The sequence below is a fragment of the Enterobacter cloacae complex sp. IR5401 genome, assembly GCF_049238425.1.
In the GTDB taxonomy this organism is placed as follows: domain Bacteria; phylum Pseudomonadota; class Gammaproteobacteria; order Enterobacterales; family Enterobacteriaceae; genus Enterobacter; species Enterobacter hormaechei_C.
Genome location: NZ_JBMKHN010000002.1, coordinates 339,857 through 355,155 on the forward strand (window position 1 = coordinate 339,857; position 15,299 = coordinate 355,155).

Annotated in this window: 15 protein-coding genes; 13 read left to right on the forward strand and 2 right to left on the reverse strand. The window is 53.9% G+C overall.

All coding sequences use genetic code 11. The annotated features are described in order from the left end of the window. The first annotated feature begins 107 nt into the window (after positions 1-107). From rhtA to ybiO, 6 genes are all read left to right on the forward strand, one after another. The gene (rhtA, locus tag ACOTX1_RS04605) at positions 108-995 is read left to right on the forward strand and encodes a threonine/homoserine exporter RhtA (RefSeq protein ID WP_022650655.1); all 888 of its coding nucleotides are present in this window, start codon (positions 108-110) and stop codon (positions 993-995) included. Positions 996-1,293: 298 nt separating this feature from the next. Further along, complete coding sequence (dps, locus tag ACOTX1_RS04610) at positions 1,294-1,797, forward strand: DNA starvation/stationary phase protection protein Dps (protein WP_000100801.1); 504 nt, start codon at positions 1,294-1,296, stop codon at positions 1,795-1,797. A gap of 361 nt (positions 1,798-2,158) precedes the next feature. Continuing rightward, a complete protein-coding gene (gene glnH / locus ACOTX1_RS04615; RefSeq protein WP_003858455.1) occupies positions 2,159-2,902 on the forward strand; it encodes a glutamine ABC transporter substrate-binding protein GlnH in 744 nt (247 codons plus the stop codon). 93 nt (positions 2,903-2,995) lie between these two features. After that, positions 2,996-3,655, forward strand: a complete 660-nt coding sequence (glnP, locus tag ACOTX1_RS04620) for a glutamine ABC transporter permease GlnP (protein WP_003858462.1) — start codon at positions 2,996-2,998, stop codon at positions 3,653-3,655. Continuing rightward, on the forward strand, positions 3,652-4,374 hold the full coding sequence (gene glnQ, locus ACOTX1_RS04625; protein ID WP_003858465.1) for a glutamine ABC transporter ATP-binding protein GlnQ: 723 nt from the start codon (positions 3,652-3,654) through the stop codon (positions 4,372-4,374). The genes glnP and glnQ overlap by 4 nt, the downstream gene beginning before the upstream one ends. Positions 4,375-4,494: 120 nt before the next feature. Further along, positions 4,495-6,705: a mechanosensitive channel protein gene (gene ybiO, locus ACOTX1_RS04630; protein WP_023315681.1), complete on the forward strand. Its 2,211-nt coding sequence runs from the start codon at positions 4,495-4,497 to the stop codon at positions 6,703-6,705. Positions 6,706-6,748: 43 nt separating this feature from the next. Here the strand turns inward: ybiO and rlmF are convergent, their stop codons facing one another. After that, positions 6,749-7,660: a 23S rRNA (adenine(1618)-N(6))-methyltransferase RlmF gene (gene rlmF, locus ACOTX1_RS04635; RefSeq protein WP_023315680.1), complete on the reverse strand. Its 912-nt coding sequence runs from the start codon at positions 7,658-7,660 to the stop codon at positions 6,749-6,751. A gap of 242 nt (positions 7,661-7,902) precedes the next feature. Between rlmF and mcbA the strand changes: the two genes are divergently transcribed. From mcbA to ybiJ, 3 genes are all read left to right on the forward strand, one after another. Then, a complete protein-coding gene (gene mcbA, locus ACOTX1_RS04640) occupies positions 7,903-8,166 on the forward strand; it encodes a DUF1471 family periplasmic protein McbA (protein WP_023315679.1) in 264 nt (87 codons plus the stop codon). A gap of 122 nt (positions 8,167-8,288) precedes the next feature. Next, positions 8,289-8,555 carry a DksA/TraR family C4-type zinc finger protein gene (locus ACOTX1_RS04645; protein WP_003858472.1) on the forward strand — a complete coding sequence of 89 codons (267 nt, stop codon included), beginning with the start codon at positions 8,289-8,291 and terminating at the stop codon, positions 8,553-8,555. Between the two features lie 285 nt (positions 8,556-8,840). Next, on the forward strand, positions 8,841-9,101 hold the full coding sequence (ybiJ, locus tag ACOTX1_RS04650) for a DUF1471 family protein YbiJ (RefSeq protein ID WP_003858474.1): 261 nt from the start codon (positions 8,841-8,843) through the stop codon (positions 9,099-9,101). Positions 9,102-9,216: 115 nt separating this feature from the next. Here ybiJ and ybiB read toward each other — a convergent pair whose 3' ends face one another. Continuing rightward, positions 9,217-10,179, reverse strand: coding sequence for a DNA-binding protein YbiB (gene ybiB, locus ACOTX1_RS04655; protein WP_023315678.1), 963 nt, complete (start codon positions 10,177-10,179; stop codon positions 9,217-9,219). 255 nt (positions 10,180-10,434) lie between these two features. On the opposite strand from ybiB, the gene ACOTX1_RS04660 reads away from it, so the two are divergent. The 4 genes from ACOTX1_RS04660 to ACOTX1_RS04675 all read left to right on the forward strand — a co-directional run bounded on the left by ACOTX1_RS04660 (position 10,435) and on the right by ACOTX1_RS04675 (position 15,297). After that, a complete protein-coding gene (locus ACOTX1_RS04660; RefSeq protein ID WP_003858476.1) occupies positions 10,435-10,971 on the forward strand; it encodes a fimbrial protein in 537 nt (178 codons plus the stop codon). Between the two features lie 69 nt (positions 10,972-11,040). Next, positions 11,041-11,715 (forward strand): fimbrial biogenesis chaperone, encoded by a 675-nt coding sequence (locus ACOTX1_RS04665; RefSeq protein ID WP_023315677.1) that lies wholly within the window; start codon positions 11,041-11,043, stop codon positions 11,713-11,715. A 26-nt stretch (positions 11,716-11,741) separates the two neighbouring features. Then, positions 11,742-14,285, forward strand: coding sequence for a fimbria/pilus outer membrane usher protein (locus ACOTX1_RS04670; RefSeq protein ID WP_023315676.1), 2,544 nt, complete (start codon positions 11,742-11,744; stop codon positions 14,283-14,285). 22 nt (positions 14,286-14,307) lie between these two features. Continuing rightward, on the forward strand, positions 14,308-15,297 hold the full coding sequence (locus ACOTX1_RS04675) for a fimbrial protein (RefSeq protein ID WP_023315675.1): 990 nt from the start codon (positions 14,308-14,310) through the stop codon (positions 15,295-15,297). The last annotated feature ends 2 nt before the right edge of the window (positions 15,298-15,299 follow it).

Here is a 15,299-nt window from a genome sequence, read left to right on the forward strand (position 1 = left end):
TTTACGGATTTTCCCTGGATTTTTTTCAACAGTAGCTCAACCGTCGCAGCTTATTTCCATTACACTGCCACTTTTACCTCTTTTGACAAAAATTGACAGGAGAAAGGATGCCAGGTTTACCCCGTAAATCGTCGGTCTGGATGCCGGTGGCAGTTATACTTATCGCGATGATGTCCATACAAAGCGGCGCGTCGCTGGCAAAATCGCTGTTTCCGCTGGTTGGTGCGCCCGGCGTCACGGCGCTGCGTATCGCATTAGGCACCCTGATCCTCGTGGTTATCTTTAAACCCTGGCGGCTACGGTTTAAAAAGGAGCAGCGACTGCCTTTGCTTTTTTATGGGCTGGCACTGGGAGGGATGAACTACATGTTCTATCTCTCTATTCAGACTATCCCGCTGGGGATCGCGGTCGCGCTTGAATTTACCGGCCCGCTGGCGGTTGCCCTCTTCTCTTCTCGTCGTCCGGTAGATTTTATCTGGGTCATACTGGCCGTGCTGGGGCTATGGTTCCTGCTGCCGCTCGGGCAAAGCGTTTCACAAATCGATTTGACAGGGGCAGCTCTGGCGCTGGGCGCGGGGGCATGCTGGGCGGTGTATATTCTCACTGGCCAGCGTGCGGGCGAAGAGCACGGCCCCGCGACGGTCGCCTTAGGCTCACTAATTGCCGCCGTAATCTTTGTCCCAATCGGAATGGCACAAGCGACAGATTCAATATGGCAGTGGTCAATCCTGCCGGTTGGTCTGGCGGTTGCCATTCTCTCTACGGCCCTGCCCTACTCTCTGGAGATGATCGCCCTGACGCGCCTGCCCACACGCATTTTTGGTACGCTCATGAGCATGGAGCCCGCGCTGGCCGCCATCTCAGGAATGATTTTCCTCGGTGAAACCCTGACCCTGGTACAAACGCTGGCGCTCTGTTCCATTATCGCGGCGTCAATGGGCTCCACCCTGACCATGCGCCCGGAACCTAAAGTGCAAAAAATCGATCTCAACTAGGCCTTAAATTCTGCATGGCTAACCCGCCATGCAGAATATACGCCTCGTCAGTACTTCAAATAATTTCTTACAAACTATCTTGTATTGCCAAAATATTTCACCTGCCCGGCTTCCCGAAGAATGAATTAAGATTGATCTGTATCAACTTTAATAAACTACTTATTTTTCAATAAGTTGATAATACAATCTTACTTTCACTATTAAACCAATAGGCAGAGCCAAACCGCAGAGAAAAAATCCGGTGCTATACTTAGTCCCGTAATTACCTGGGACACAAACATCAAGAGGATATGAGATTATGAGTACCGCTAAACTGGTGAAAACGAAAGCGTCTAATCTGCTTTATACCCGTAACGATGTATCGGATAGCGATAAAAAAGCGACCATTGAGCTGCTGAATCGCCAGGTGGTCCAGTTCATCGATCTTTCGCTGATCACCAAACAGGCTCACTGGAATATGCGCGGTGCAAACTTTATTGCCGTTCATGAAATGCTGGATGGCTTCCGCACAGCACTGGTGACTCACCTGGATACCATGGCCGAACGTGCCGTACAGCTGGGTGGCGTGGCACTGGGTACCACACAGGTGATCAACAGCAAAACGCCATTGAAAAGCTATCCGCTGGATATCCATACCGTTCAGGATCACCTGAAAGAGCTGGCGGACCGCTACGCGATTGTGGCGAACGATGTTCGTAAAGCGATTGGCGAAGCCAAAGATGAAGATACTGCTGATATCTTCACTGCCGCATCACGTGACCTGGATCAGTTCCTGTGGTTCATTGAGTCCAACATCGAATAATCCCTGCGGATTTTCCGAATAACCCTCGCCCCTGGCGGGGGTTTTGCACATTTATGGTGCGCACTTTTGCCCGCAACGGCCGCAAAAGTGAAAAAAATGTAATAATCACCTCACACAACCGTTAACGGAAGATTGTTTTTTCGTCAGATTCTGCGCTAAATATCCCCCTGTCAGAAGACCTTAACGAAGCGCACCAAAACGGTGCTCCATTCTGGTGCAACCTGGCAGAATTGCCACGCTTTTCGTGCAATGCGTGACATCATCCCCTTTGCAAAACAACAGCTTGTAAAACTGGCATGATTTTTTCATTGTGCCAGAGGTTCTCGCAGGGGATCGCCCCGTGGATATAAAAGGAAATGCTATGAAGTCTGTATTAAAAGTTTCACTGGCTGCACTTACCCTGGCGTTTGCGGTGTCCTCGCAGGCTGCCGACAAACTGGTTGTGGCGACGGACACGGCGTTCGTACCGTTTGAATTTAAACAGGGTGATAAATACGTTGGTTTTGACGTGGATCTGTGGGCCGCTGTCGCAAAAGAACTCAAACTGGATTACACCCTGAAGCCAATGGACTTCAGCGGCATTATCCCGGCACTGCAAACCAAAAACGTTGACCTGGCGCTGGCAGGCATCACCATTACCGAAGAGCGTAAAAAGGCCATCGATTTCTCTGACGGCTACTACAAAAGCGGCCTGCTGGTGATGGTGAAAGCGGATAACAACGATGTGAAAAGCGTGAAAGATCTCGACGGTAAAGTGGTCGCCGTGAAGAGCGGCACTGGCTCAGTTGATTACGCGAAAGCCAACATCAAAACCAAAGACCTGCGTCAGTTCCCGAACATCGACAACGCTTACATGGAACTGGGCACCAACCGCGCGGATGCGGTGCTGCACGATACGCCTAACATCCTTTACTTCATCAAAACTGCCGGTAACGGCAAGTTCAAAGCGGTAGGTGATTCTCTGGAAGCTCAGCAGTACGGTATTGCATTCCCGAAAGGCAGCGACGACCTGCGTAACAAAGTTAACGGCGCGCTGAAAACCCTGAAAGAGAACGGCACCTATAACGAAATCTACAAAAAATGGTTCGGTACCGAGCCTAAATAATTTCACCTGACTTCAGGTTTGTAACGCCCGGTGGCGCTTACGCTTACCGGGCCTACGTTTTTCGTTTTTCACCACGGTATACAGGAATACATCATGCAGTTTGACTGGAGCGCCATCTGGCCTGCCATTCCACTCTTGCTTGAAGGCGCTAAAATGACCCTGTGGATTTCGGTCCTCGGTCTGGTTGGCGGGTTGATTATCGGTCTTGTCGCCGGTTTCGCTCGTACCTACGGCGGCTGGATTGCAAACCACATCGCACTGGTTTTCATCGAAGTGATCCGCGGCACACCCATTGTGGTGCAGGTCATGTTTATCTACTTCGCCCTGCCGATGGCCTTCACCGACCTGCGCATTGACCCGTTCAGCGCAGCCGTTGTCACCATCATGATCAACTCCGGCGCCTACATTGCGGAAATTACCCGCGGTGCGGTGCTGTCGATTCATAAAGGGTTCAGTGAAGCTGGCCTGGCGTTAGGTCTTTCCCGTCGCGAAACGATCCGCCACGTTATTCTGCCGCTGGCGCTGCGCCGCATGCTGCCGCCGCTGGGTAACCAGTGGATCATCAGCATCAAAGACACCTCGCTGTTTATTGTTATCGGCGTGGCCGAGCTGACCCGTCAGGGCCAGGAGATCATAGCGGGTAACTTCCGCGCCCTGGAAATCTGGAGTGCGGTCGCCGTTGTCTACCTGATTATCACGCTTGTCCTGAGCTTTGTTCTGCGTCGTCTTGAAAGAAGGATGAAAATCCTGTGATTGAATTTAAAAACGTTTCCAAGCACTTTGGCCCAACCCAGGTGTTGCACAATATCGATTTGAACATCAGGCAGGGCGAAGTGGTGGTGATCATCGGGCCGTCGGGTTCCGGAAAATCCACCCTGCTGCGCTGCATTAACAAGCTTGAGGAGATCACCAGCGGCGATTTGATCGTTGATGGTCTGAAGGTTAACGATCCGAAAGTGGACGAGCGCCTGATCCGCCAGGAAGCGGGCATGGTGTTCCAGCAGTTCTACCTGTTCCCGCACCTCACGGCGCTGGAAAACGTGATGTTTGGTCCTCTGCGCGTGCGCGGGGCCAGCAAAGCGGCAGCGGAAGCGCTGGCAAAAGATCTGCTGGCGAAGGTTGGTCTGGCGGAGCGTGCCCACCACTATCCTTCCGAGCTGTCCGGCGGCCAGCAGCAGCGCGTGGCCATTGCCCGTGCGCTGGCGGTGAAGCCAAAGATGATGCTGTTCGATGAGCCAACGTCGGCACTCGACCCGGAGCTGCGTCACGAAGTGCTGAAAGTTATGCAGGATCTGGCGGAAGAAGGCATGACGATGGTCATCGTTACCCACGAAATCGGCTTTGCCGAAAAAGTGGCGTCCCGTCTGATCTTCATTGATAAGGGCCGCATCGCGGAAGACGGTAATCCGCAGACGCTGATTGCGAACCCACCAAGCCAGCGCCTTCAGGAGTTCCTGCAACACGTCTCCTGATAACCACACACAGAGCCGGGCATGCCCGGCTTTTTTATGCCGGATTGTTCCCAAAAACTCCCCTCCGCTCCGCGCGCTCTATACTTATCATTTTGCACGATATTTTTGTCGGAGGACGCCGTGCCGTGGATCCTGTTACTCCTGTTTAGCCTGTTTAGCGCGCCGTCGCTCGCCGTAACCCTTCCCGGCGTCACCACCGGAGCCACCGCCACCCAGCAAAATGCGCCGCCAGAACCGGATGCTGAAAAGAAAAAAGCTGCCTACAGCGCGCTTGCCGACGTGCTTGAGAACGACACGTCCCGGCAGGAGCTGATCGATCAGCTGAGGAAGGTGGCCGCCACGCCGCCTCAAGATCCGGTTCCTGCTATTGCGCCGCCGGAAGCCGAAGAAGAAAAAACGGTGCTGGAAAACGTCACCGACATCAGTCGCCGCTACGGGGAAGCCCTGTCGTCGCGTTTTGCCCAGCTCTATCGCAACCTGGTTGGCACCTCACATAAGCCTTTTAATCCTCACACCTTTTCCGCCGCCGCCACCCAGTTTGCTATTCTGGCTGGTGCCGTCTTCATTTTTTACTGGCTGTTGCGCCTGTCTGTCTGGCCGCTTTACCGGAAAATGGGACAGTGGGGACGCAAAAAGAATCAGCATAAAAGCAGCTGGCTGCATCTTCCGGCAATGATTACCGGGGCGTTTGTCATCGATTTGCTGCTGCTGGCCCTGACGCTGTTTGTCGGTCAGCTGCTGGCTGACCGCCTTAATACCGGAAACAAAACCATCGCGTTTCAGCAGGGACTGTTCCTCAATGCGTTTGCCCTGATTGAGTTCTTTAAAGCCCTCCTGCGGTTGATCTTCTGCCCACGCGTGCCGGACCTTCGCCCCTTCGCCATTTCGGATCAGAGCGCCAAATACTGGGCGGTGCGGCTTAGCGTGCTGAGCGGGTTGATTGGTTATGGCTTGTTGGTTGCCGTGCCGATTATTTCCAACCAGGTTAACGTGCAGTTCGGGGCGCTGGCGAACGTGCTGATCATGCTGTGCATTACCGTCTGGGCGCTGTACCTCATCTTCCACAATAAAAAAGCGATCACCGACAGCCTGCTGCACCTGGCCGATCGCTCCCTCTCCTTTTTCAGCCTCTTTATTCGCGCCTTTGCGCTGGTGTGGCACTGGCTGGCCAGCGCCTATTTTATTGTGCTCTGTTTCTTCTCCCTGTTCGACCCGGGCAATAGCCTGAAATTTATGATGGGGGCGACGTTCAAAAGCCTGGCGATTATCGGCATTGCGGCCTTTGTCTCTGGCCTGCTTTCCCGCTGGCTGTCGAAAACGATCACCCTGTCGCCGCAGGTTCAGCGTAACTACCCGGAACTGCAAAAGCGGGTGAATGGCTGGATGACCGTATCCCTGAAGGTGGCGCGTATTCTGACGGTCTGCGTGGCAATTATGCTGCTGCTGAACGCGTGGGGGCTGTTTGATTTCTGGAACTGGCTGCATAACGGCGCGGGGGAAAAGACCGTTGATATTCTTATTCGTATCGCGCTGATCCTGTTTTTCTCCGCCGTCGGCTGGACGCTGCTGGCAAGCCTTATCGAAAACCGTCTGGTGTCGGATGTCCACGGCAGGCCGCTACCGAGCGCCCGCGCCCGCACGCTGCTAACCCTGTGCCGCAACGCGCTGGCGGTGATCATCAGTACCATCACCATCATGATTGTGCTGTCGGAAATCGGCGTGAATATCGCCCCGCTGCTGGCGGGTGCCGGTGCGCTGGGGCTGGCGATCTCCTTCGGTTCGCAGACGCTGGTGAAGGATATTATCACCGGCATTTTTATCCAGTTTGAGAACGGGATGAATACCGGGGATCTGGTGACCATCGGTCCGCTCACCGGCACGGTCGAGAGGATGTCGATTCGCTCCGTCGGTGTGCGTCAGGATACCGGCGCGTACCACATTATTCCGTGGTCATCGATCACCACCTTTGCCAACTTTGTGCGCGGCATTGGTTCGGTGGTGGCGAATTATGATGTCGATCGTCACGAAGATGCAGATAAGGCGAAGCAGGCGCTGCGGGATGCGGTGAACGAACTGATGGAGATGGAGGATATTCGCGGGCTGGTGATTGGTGAACCATCGTTCGCGGGCATCGTCGGGCTGACGAACACTGCCTTTACCCTGCGCGTGTCGTTCACCACCCAGCCGCTGAAGCAGTGGACGGTGCGCTTCGCCCTCGACAGCATGGTGAAAAAACACTTCGATCTGGCGAACGTGAGAGCGCCGGTGCAGACGTATCAGGTATTGTCGCCGCCCGCTTCGCCGCTCCCTCCGCAGGAGCCGACGCTGTAAACGAGCCGGGTGGCGGCTTCGCCTTACCCGGCCAGAGAAACGATTATTTGCGGCGTTTGTTATCGTCCATAAAGGACCAGGCAATAAAGCGGCTCTGCTTCTGGCCCTGCGCCATCTCTTTTTTAACCACTTTCACCGCGCCGACGTCGGTCAGCGCGCGGTAAAGCGGCGGCAGGTTATCGCCACGGGAGACCAGCGTGGTAAACCATTTCACCTGACGACCGAAGCCCTTACTCTCGGCAATCATGCGCAGAATAAATGCCACTTCCCCGCCCTCGCACCACAGCTCCTGCTGCTGGCCGCCAAAGTTCAGCGCGCCATCTTCAGCCTGGCCCAGGTTACGCCGCTTGCGTTCACTTCCCGCACGAGCAGAGGCGGCGGAGTCGTGGAATGGCGGGTTGCACAGGGTGGCATCATATTGTTCGTTCTTATGAATAATGCCGTTGAAAATAGCAGCGGCATCCTTCTGACGACGCAGACGAACGGCCCGGCTTAACCCCGGGTTAGCGTTGATAATGGCCTGCGCGCTGGCGAAGGCCTCAGCACCGATCTCGCTGCCGGTAAACCGCCACTGATATTCATGTGCGCCTATCAGGGGGTAGATCAGGTTCGCGCCCGTACCGATATCAAGCACGGTGGCCTGTTTTGGCACCACGCCGCCATTGTCATCCGCCAGCAGATCGGCAAGATGATGGACGTAATCCGCACGTCCTGGCACCGGTGGGCAGAGAAAGCCATCCGGGATGTCCCAGTGCGTAACGCCATAAAAATGGGCCAGCAGCGCTTTGTTCAGCGTCTTAACCGCCAGCGGATCGGCAAAGTTTACCGACGGTTCACCGGCTGGTGTCTGAACAATAAAATCCTGCAATTCCGGGCAGCTCAGGCACAGGGCTTTCATGTCGTAGCGGCTACGGTGGCGGTTACGCGGGTGCAATCCCGGCTTTTGGGAAGTCATGGCATTCTCCTTTAAACAGCCGCGTAAGATACCCTGTGACGGCGCGGGGGTAAATAACTGTCTGAGACGCACAAAAAAACGACAAAAATCAGCGACCTGTATGTCTATGATCTGTCAACAAATTGTCAGAATTTATCGTTCAAAAAATAAGCAGATCATCATCAAATTTTTGCGCTAAATCACACGCGTCAGGCTTCTAAACTTAAGAGGAATCACCTGTTGTTTCTCCTGAGGATGTGATTATGAAAAAATATCTGACCTTTATTATTGCGGGTGCGCTGGCAGGCGCATCGTTCTCAGCCTGGTCCGTTCAACCTCTGACAGACAGCAACGATACCAGCCAGCTACGTGCGGCGGGGACGGTCTCTGTCAGCCGGGCAAGCAACCTTGATGACCTTCAGAACAAGCTGGCCGAAAAAGCGCGTCAGGAAGGGGCTAAAGGCTTCGTGGTGAACGCTGCCGGTGGCGATAACCATATGTACGGCACCGCGACCATCTATAAATAATCGATTCCTTCCCACACTGCATCTGCCAGGCAGATGCAGTTCTCATTCCCTTCCTTCGCCTTGACTGTGCGTTTTTTAACCCCATATTAAGATGAATGGCTTAAACAGATCAGGAGAACATGATGGCTTCCGGCTGGGCGAATGACGACGCCGTTAACGAACAGATCAACAGTACTATTGAAGATGCGGTCGCGCGTGCTCGCGGTGAAATTCCACGCGGCGAAAGTTTGACGGAATGCGAAGAGTGCGGAGATCCGATTCCTGAGGCACGGCGTAAAGCCATTCCTGGCGTACGGCTATGTATTGCCTGTCAGCAGGAGAAAGATTCGAAAAATGCGACACATTCAGGATATAATCGCAGAGGATCGAAAGACAGCCAGTTACGTTGACTTTCCTTTACCGAAGTTAACCGCGCCAGCCGTTTACTTTACGCTCACGACTTTTAGCGAAACGCGTAGCAAATCGTGCCCTTCCGATGGCTTCTGTAAAGCGCATCCACAAGAAGTGTCAATTCCGCTTCTGAATTTATTAATAATCAATAAGTTATTTGTCATTCAATTTTTTTGAGCAACCACGTCAATTCTCTTCGATTTTATCTTCCGCTAAAAACCGTGATACTTATCACATCGACGGAACATCGTCCCTTTAACAGAATAACCTGCGAGAATTGACCTATGAAAACCATCAAATATGCTGTTGCCGCTGTTGCCCTGTCCGCTCTCTCTTTCGGCGCTTTCGCCGTAGAGCCAGTCTCCTCTACTCAGGCACAGGATCTGAACAAAATCGGGGTGGTGAGTGCTGAAGGCGCGACCACGCTGGACGGTCTGGAAGCCAAACTGGCGGAAAAAGCAGCCGCTGCCGGCGCAAGTGGATACACCATCACGTCCACTAACGGTAATAACAAACTGAGCGGTACTGCGGTTATCTACAAGTAATCGAACGAATTATGCTCCACCCTCACCATACCCTCTGGTGAGATGCTCCAACCCTCATTGACCCTGTTGTTGTTACCCTTGTTTGCCCGTCCGCCACTGGACGGGCTTTTTTTGCTTAAAACGACTGTGCCACACGCTGCAATCCGGCTTCCACGGATGCCACTTCCCCTGCCGCCAGCAGGCAGCAGGCCATTTGCAGCTTGATCGACTGCGGAACCGGCACCTTTCCGGCCAGACACTGTACGATCCAGTGCGCGGTGACCTGCGGATCTTTTGACTCGGGCAAGATCACATCGCAGTTCTCCTCCCCACGTTCCAGTACGACCCGCGTCCCGGCAGGCTCAATCAGCATCAGCTGTGGACAACGCTGCGGGTTGGCATAAACCTCCCCTTCCGTCCCGTGCATCAGCAGCGCCCGCCCGCCGATTTCGGCAAAAAATTGTCCGACCCGCGTCACGTACTCCGGATGGGAGACGCTGGAAAGACGTAGCGCGGCGTCTTCGGCAAACGGCGTCGCCAGCTTCGCCAGGGTGTGGGCGCTGTTACGTACTCCCATTCGCCATCGCATGTCCAGCTGCTTTTCCAGCGGCGGGCAGAGCGCGCGCACGGGAATATAGACCGGCTGGTTCCCCTCCAGTTTGGCCTGCGCCTGGCCAGCATGGAGAGTAGGTTCGATGCCTAATAATTCCAGAATGGTTTCTGTCAGCACGCGCGTTGGATCTTCGCTCACGCCATGCACCACCACCGGGAAACCGAGTTTCTGCAACAGAATAGCCAGCAGCGGCGTGAGGTTTGCCTGCTTACGCGCGCCATTGTAGGTCGGGATCACTATCGGCATCGGCTTCGTGACGGGCGGGGTTAAACGCATCGTCTGCGACTGCATGGCCTCATAAAAACCCCGCATCTCCGCCTCACCTTCCCCTTTGATGCGCAGCGCAATCAGAATGCCGCCCATTTCCAGCTCCGGCACGTCGCCATTCAGCATATGCGTGTACAACGCACGGGCCGTTTCCTGGTCCAGATCGCGAGCATGGTTTTTCCCACGCCCTACCTCTTTGATAATTTTGCGGTAATCCACGACATTTCTCCTGACAGCATCATCTTGTTAACAATATAGCCCGATGGACACGCACCCGATAGTGTTTTGTGATCATTATCAACCTGCTGTTTTCAGATAAAAAAATAAACTCAAGCATTATTTGCAATATTTGTGATTGGGACAAAAGATTCGTCTCTGTCCTTTTTTTGATTAAATAAACATCGAAAAGTCATTAAAGGTCAACGGTGAAAACGTCCAGGCAACGTTTTTGCCAGAAACATATCGGGATTTACTATGAACAAGGTTGCATTAGGGTTGTTTATCGCCGCAACGGTGGGATGTTCTGCATCTGCATTTGCGGCAACCAACGGTGAAGGGCAGATTAATTTCACCGGAGAAATTATCGATTCTGCTTGCCAGGTCGTGAATGGATTAAGTAATCCATTAGATGTTCAGTTGGGAAAAGTATCTAAAACGGTATTTACCGGTGCAGGCTCTACCAGCACATTAACGAAGTTTGATATTAAGTTAACCAATTGTCCGGAAACCGTAACCTCGGCAGCGATTAACTTCGGTGGTACCCCGGATGCGGATAATAATGCCGCGCTGGCGTTAACGCCCGATACCGATGCGGCTACCGGTGTGGCTATTCAGCTGGTTGACACGTCCGGGCAGCCTGTCAGCCTGTATACCCCTTCGAAGCAATATCCTTTAGCCTCCGGCACGGCGGTTAACGATCTGGAGTTCGGTGCGCGTTATATTCAAACCCAGGCGGCAGTCACCGCAGGCCCTGCTAACTCTGTATCAACCTTCACCGTTATTTATAACTGATCTTATCAATCCTGAGATATTAATGCTTTTGCGAGCATTAATATCTCATCTTTTTATTGAGAAATCTTTATGCGCCACGGTTATTTACTGAGCACTCTTTTACTGGTAGCAGCCTCGGCACAGGCGGGGGTCGTGATTAATGGCACCCGGCTGGTCTATCAGGGAGATAAAAAGGAATCATCTCTCGGTCTTTCAAACCCTGATACCACGGATTATCTGGTGCAGTCCTGGGTCGATTCTGGCGGTAAAAACCAGGCCAAAGCCCCGTTCCTGATCACCCCGCCGCTTTTTCGACTGGATGCGAAAGAGGATAACGTCCTGCGCGTAGTCCGTACGGGAGGAAATTTACCGGAAGACAGGGAATCTCTGTACTGGCTGAATATTAAAGCGATCCCGTCCTCGAAGCATGTCGAAGGGGTAAATACGCTGCAAATTGCCATTAATACCCGCATTAAATTGCTCTATCGCCCGTCAGCGGTAAAAGGCAGACCAGAAGATGTGGCCGATAAACTTGAATGGCATCGCGAAGGGAATGATTTAGTGGTGAATAATCCCACACCTTTCTTTATGAATTTTCAGACCGTCACCCTGAATGGACAGAAAGTCAAAAAAGCCACCTGGGCTGTGCCGAAAACTGAAACGCATTTTGCTTTACCTGGCAACGTCGGAGGTTCTACCGTCGCGTATTCCATTATTACCGATTACGGCAGCATCAGTCAGACATGGTCTAAACCCGTTCATTAATCGTATTACCCGGTAATAAAATCATCATGTACAGCCATAAAAAGCCGTTCACCTGCCGATTTTCGTCATTGCTGATGGCTATTTGTTGCCTGGCAATGGCGATCTTTGCGCAGCAGGTTTTGGCTGATGATTATTTTAACCCTGCCCTGCTGGACATTGATAACCCGCAGCAGGGAAAGACCGATCTGTCTGTCTATGAAAAAGGTCCCGGCCAGGCACCAGGTAAATATCAGGTCGCGATCTTTATCAATAACAATAAAATTGATACCCGCGACGTGACCTTCAACTTAGTTAAAGATCCACAGGGCACCAGCACGCTCCAGCCTTGTTTTACACTGGACGAATTAAAGAGCCTCGGGATCAAAACGCAAAAATATCCGCAGCTGAGGGCAGAAGGTCAGTGCGCCGATCTACACGCCATCCCTTCGGCATCCGCGACCTTTCGCGTGCGCAATCAGCAGCTGCTGCTGAGCATTCCGCAAAAGGCGCTCGGTCAGGTACCTCGCGGTTACATCGACCCGAAAGAGTTTGACGAAGGGATCAACGCGGGCCTGCTTAATTACAGCGTCAACGCCAGCCAGAGCCATGCGCGCCAGCAGGGTGAAGAGAATAGCAGCAGCCAGTACGTTAACCTGCGTCCCGGCTTCAACATCGGGGCATGGCGCGTTCGTAACTACTCCACCTGGAATCGCAGCACCACGGGTCATGAGGAGGAACAGAAATTCACCTCCGTTTATACCTATGCGCAACGCGATATTGTGGCGATGAAAAGTGACGTGACGGTGGGCCAAAGCACCTCACCTTCCGACGTTTTTGACAGCGTCCCCTATACCGGCGTGGAGCTAAAATCCGACAGCGACATGCTGCCGGACAGCGAGAAAGGCTATGCCCCTATTATTCGCGGCAGCGCCCACAGTAACGCGCAGGTGGTGGTACGCCAGAACGGTTACATCATTTATCAGAACACGGTCGCCCCCGGCGCGTTCGAAATTAACGATCTCTACCCCACCGGCAGCAGCGGCGATCTCCAGGTCACCGTGAAAGAGACCGACGGCAGCGAAAGCCATTTCGTCGTGCCGTTTGCCTCCGTGCCGGTATTGCAGCGTGAAAAAAATCTGCGCTACAGCGTGACTGCCGGACGCTACCGTTCTTATGACAACGACGTCGAGAAGACCCCGTTTGCCCAGGGCAGCGCCATCTACGGTTTACCCTACGGTTTCACCGCCTACGGTGGCGTGCAGCAGAGCAGCCATTACCAGTCTCAGGCGGCTGGCGTCGGGAAAAACATGGGCGATTTAGGCGCCTTTTCCCTTGACGTGACCCGCGCGAAGGCCCTGTTGAAAAAACAGCAGGCCAGCAAAGGCCAGTCGTGGCGCGTGCGCTATAGCAAAGACATCGCCCGGTCAGGCACCAACTTCTCGCTGGCCGGCTATCGCTATAACAGCAAAGGGTTTTACACCCTTGAAGACACCATGGAGTCATATACCCGCTCCGACGACTGGTCTGCACCGCAGCAGCGCCGCGCCCGAACCGAAGCCACCATCGACCAGACGCTGCCGGAAGGCTGGGGATCCGTCACCCTGAGCATGGTGAAAGAGACGTACTGGAGTCAGAGCCAGAACATGACCTCGATGAGCGTCAGCTACAACAATAGCTGGCACGGGGTGAGCTACAGCCTCAGCTACAGCATGAACAAAAACACCCAGGACAGCGATGAAGACGGTAACGAGGTGACAAACGACAACCAGTTCTCGCTGAGCGTCTCGGTGCCGCTGGACCGCTGGATGCATAACACCTGGGCCACCTACAACCTGAACAACACCAAAGACGGCACGACGCAGAACATCGGCCTGAACGGCACGGCGCTGAAAGAGGACAACCTGAACTGGAACATCCAGGAAGGGCTGAGCAGCACCGGCAGCGGTAACTCCACCAGCATCAACGCCGATTATAAAGCGACCTATGGTGAAGTGAGCGCAGGCGTCAGTCAGGATAAATATCAGCAGACCGTGAACGTCGGTTTGCAGGGCGGCGTGGTTGCCCATGCGAACGGAATAACCCTGAGCCAGCCGCTCGGTGACACCATCGCGCTGGTGAAAGCGCCGGGCACGCACGGAACCCATATCACGAACCAGACGGGCGTCGAGACCGACTTCCGCGGCTACACCGTCGTGCCGTTTGTTACCGCGTATCGCCGCAACACCATCGCGCTGGATACCGAAACGCTACCGGACAACGCCGACGTCACCCACGCGGCGCAGATCGTGACGCCAACCCGCGGGGCCGTGGTGCGCGCCAGCTTTAACACCCGCGTGGGTAACCGCGTCCTGATGACGCTTACGCAAAAGGGTAAACCGCTGCCCTTCGGCGCAACGGTCACCACCGAGGATAAGGACAGCGAATTTATTGTCGGCAATGACGGCCAGACCTACCTCTCTGGTCTGCCGCAGCAAGGGCATCTCTACGTTTCCTGGGGACAGGGGGCGAACGAGCACTGCGTCGCTGACTATGCGCTAACGGATGAGAAAGAGAAAACCAGCATCATTAACGCTGCCGCGCAGTGTCACTGATCCACCGTTCAGGCTAACGATTATGCAAATGATTAAACAGTGCTTTTTCTTACTGGTTCTGGGAACCGCCGCGTTATTTATGCCGCATGCGAAGGCGACCTGCACCACGCCGGATCTGCCCAAAATGATTAACGTGGCCCCTATCTCCGTTCCCACGACGCTGGCCGTTGGCGAAACGATCCCGGGTACAGAGCAGAGCGTTCATGTTGCCGGGCACTGCGATCAGAGTATCGACAGCGGACTGGAAATTGTCTCGTGTTACTACGGTACCGGAGCGGAAATTCCGGGGCTGAAGGGAGTATACGAATCCGGCGTACCGGGTGTCGGGGTCGCATTGATGAACGATCAGGGTCAGCGAATCAGCGGAGCAGGCGGAGTACAGTGCGATTCACGCGGAACGCCTGTTGGCTATGTTTCTGGCGATGGCACACAGTCGTTTAACTTTGACGTCACGCTTGAACTGGTCAAAACAAGCGACGCCGTGACCTCCGGCACGCTGGTGCAGTCTCAGACCGAATTCGGCATTGGCGTTTTCGGTCACGAAGGGATCGGCAGCCCTAACCATATTGCGTATGCAGGTAACGTCATTTTGCATCAGGTCACCTGCTCTGTTTCGCCAAAAAATCTCACCGTTAATTTGGGTGATTTTCCCGTCAGTGATTTTATGAGCGTGGGTTTTTTATCCAGCCCCGCTCAAACGTTTAATATCACCGTTAACTGTGACACAACCGTTCAGCCTGAGCTAAAAATCACCAGTGCTAACGGCTACGAGACGGCATTCGAGGGGGTGATCAAACTGACGAAGCAGACAGGCATGGCAACGGGCGTCGGGGTGAGAATGCTGTTTGATGACCGCATTGCGACCTTTGATACCTACGTCAACACTCAAAGCCAAGCCGTTGCCAATGAAACGCTGGAGATCCCCTTTCAGGTTCGCTACGAGCAGATCAGCGATGTGGTGACGCCCGGCCCCGCCAACACCGTAGCAACCATCACTCTCGCCTATAAGTGACC

Coding starts and splice junctions, on each gene's coding strand:
- rhtA (WP_022650655.1), top strand. CDS start 108: ATGCCAGGTTTACCCCGTAAATCGTCGGTCTGGATGCCGGTGGCAGTT.
- dps (WP_000100801.1), top strand. CDS start 1,294: ATGAGTACCGCTAAACTGGTGAAAACGAAAGCGTCTAATCTGCTTTAT.
- glnH (WP_003858455.1), top strand. CDS start 2,159: ATGAAGTCTGTATTAAAAGTTTCACTGGCTGCACTTACCCTGGCGTTT.
- glnP (WP_003858462.1), top strand. CDS start 2,996: ATGCAGTTTGACTGGAGCGCCATCTGGCCTGCCATTCCACTCTTGCTT.
- rlmF (WP_023315680.1), bottom strand. CDS start 7,660: ATGACTTCCCAAAAGCCGGGATTGCACCCGCGTAACCGCCACCGTAGC.
- mcbA (WP_023315679.1), top strand. CDS start 7,903: ATGAAAAAATATCTGACCTTTATTATTGCGGGTGCGCTGGCAGGCGCA.
- ACOTX1_RS04645 (WP_003858472.1), top strand. CDS start 8,289: ATGGCTTCCGGCTGGGCGAATGACGACGCCGTTAACGAACAGATCAAC.
- ybiJ (WP_003858474.1), top strand. CDS start 8,841: ATGAAAACCATCAAATATGCTGTTGCCGCTGTTGCCCTGTCCGCTCTC.
- ACOTX1_RS04660 (WP_003858476.1), top strand. CDS start 10,435: ATGAACAAGGTTGCATTAGGGTTGTTTATCGCCGCAACGGTGGGATGT.
- ACOTX1_RS04665 (WP_023315677.1), top strand. CDS start 11,041: ATGCGCCACGGTTATTTACTGAGCACTCTTTTACTGGTAGCAGCCTCG.
- ACOTX1_RS04670 (WP_023315676.1), top strand. CDS start 11,742: ATGTACAGCCATAAAAAGCCGTTCACCTGCCGATTTTCGTCATTGCTG.
- ACOTX1_RS04675 (WP_023315675.1), top strand. CDS start 14,308: ATGCAAATGATTAAACAGTGCTTTTTCTTACTGGTTCTGGGAACCGCC.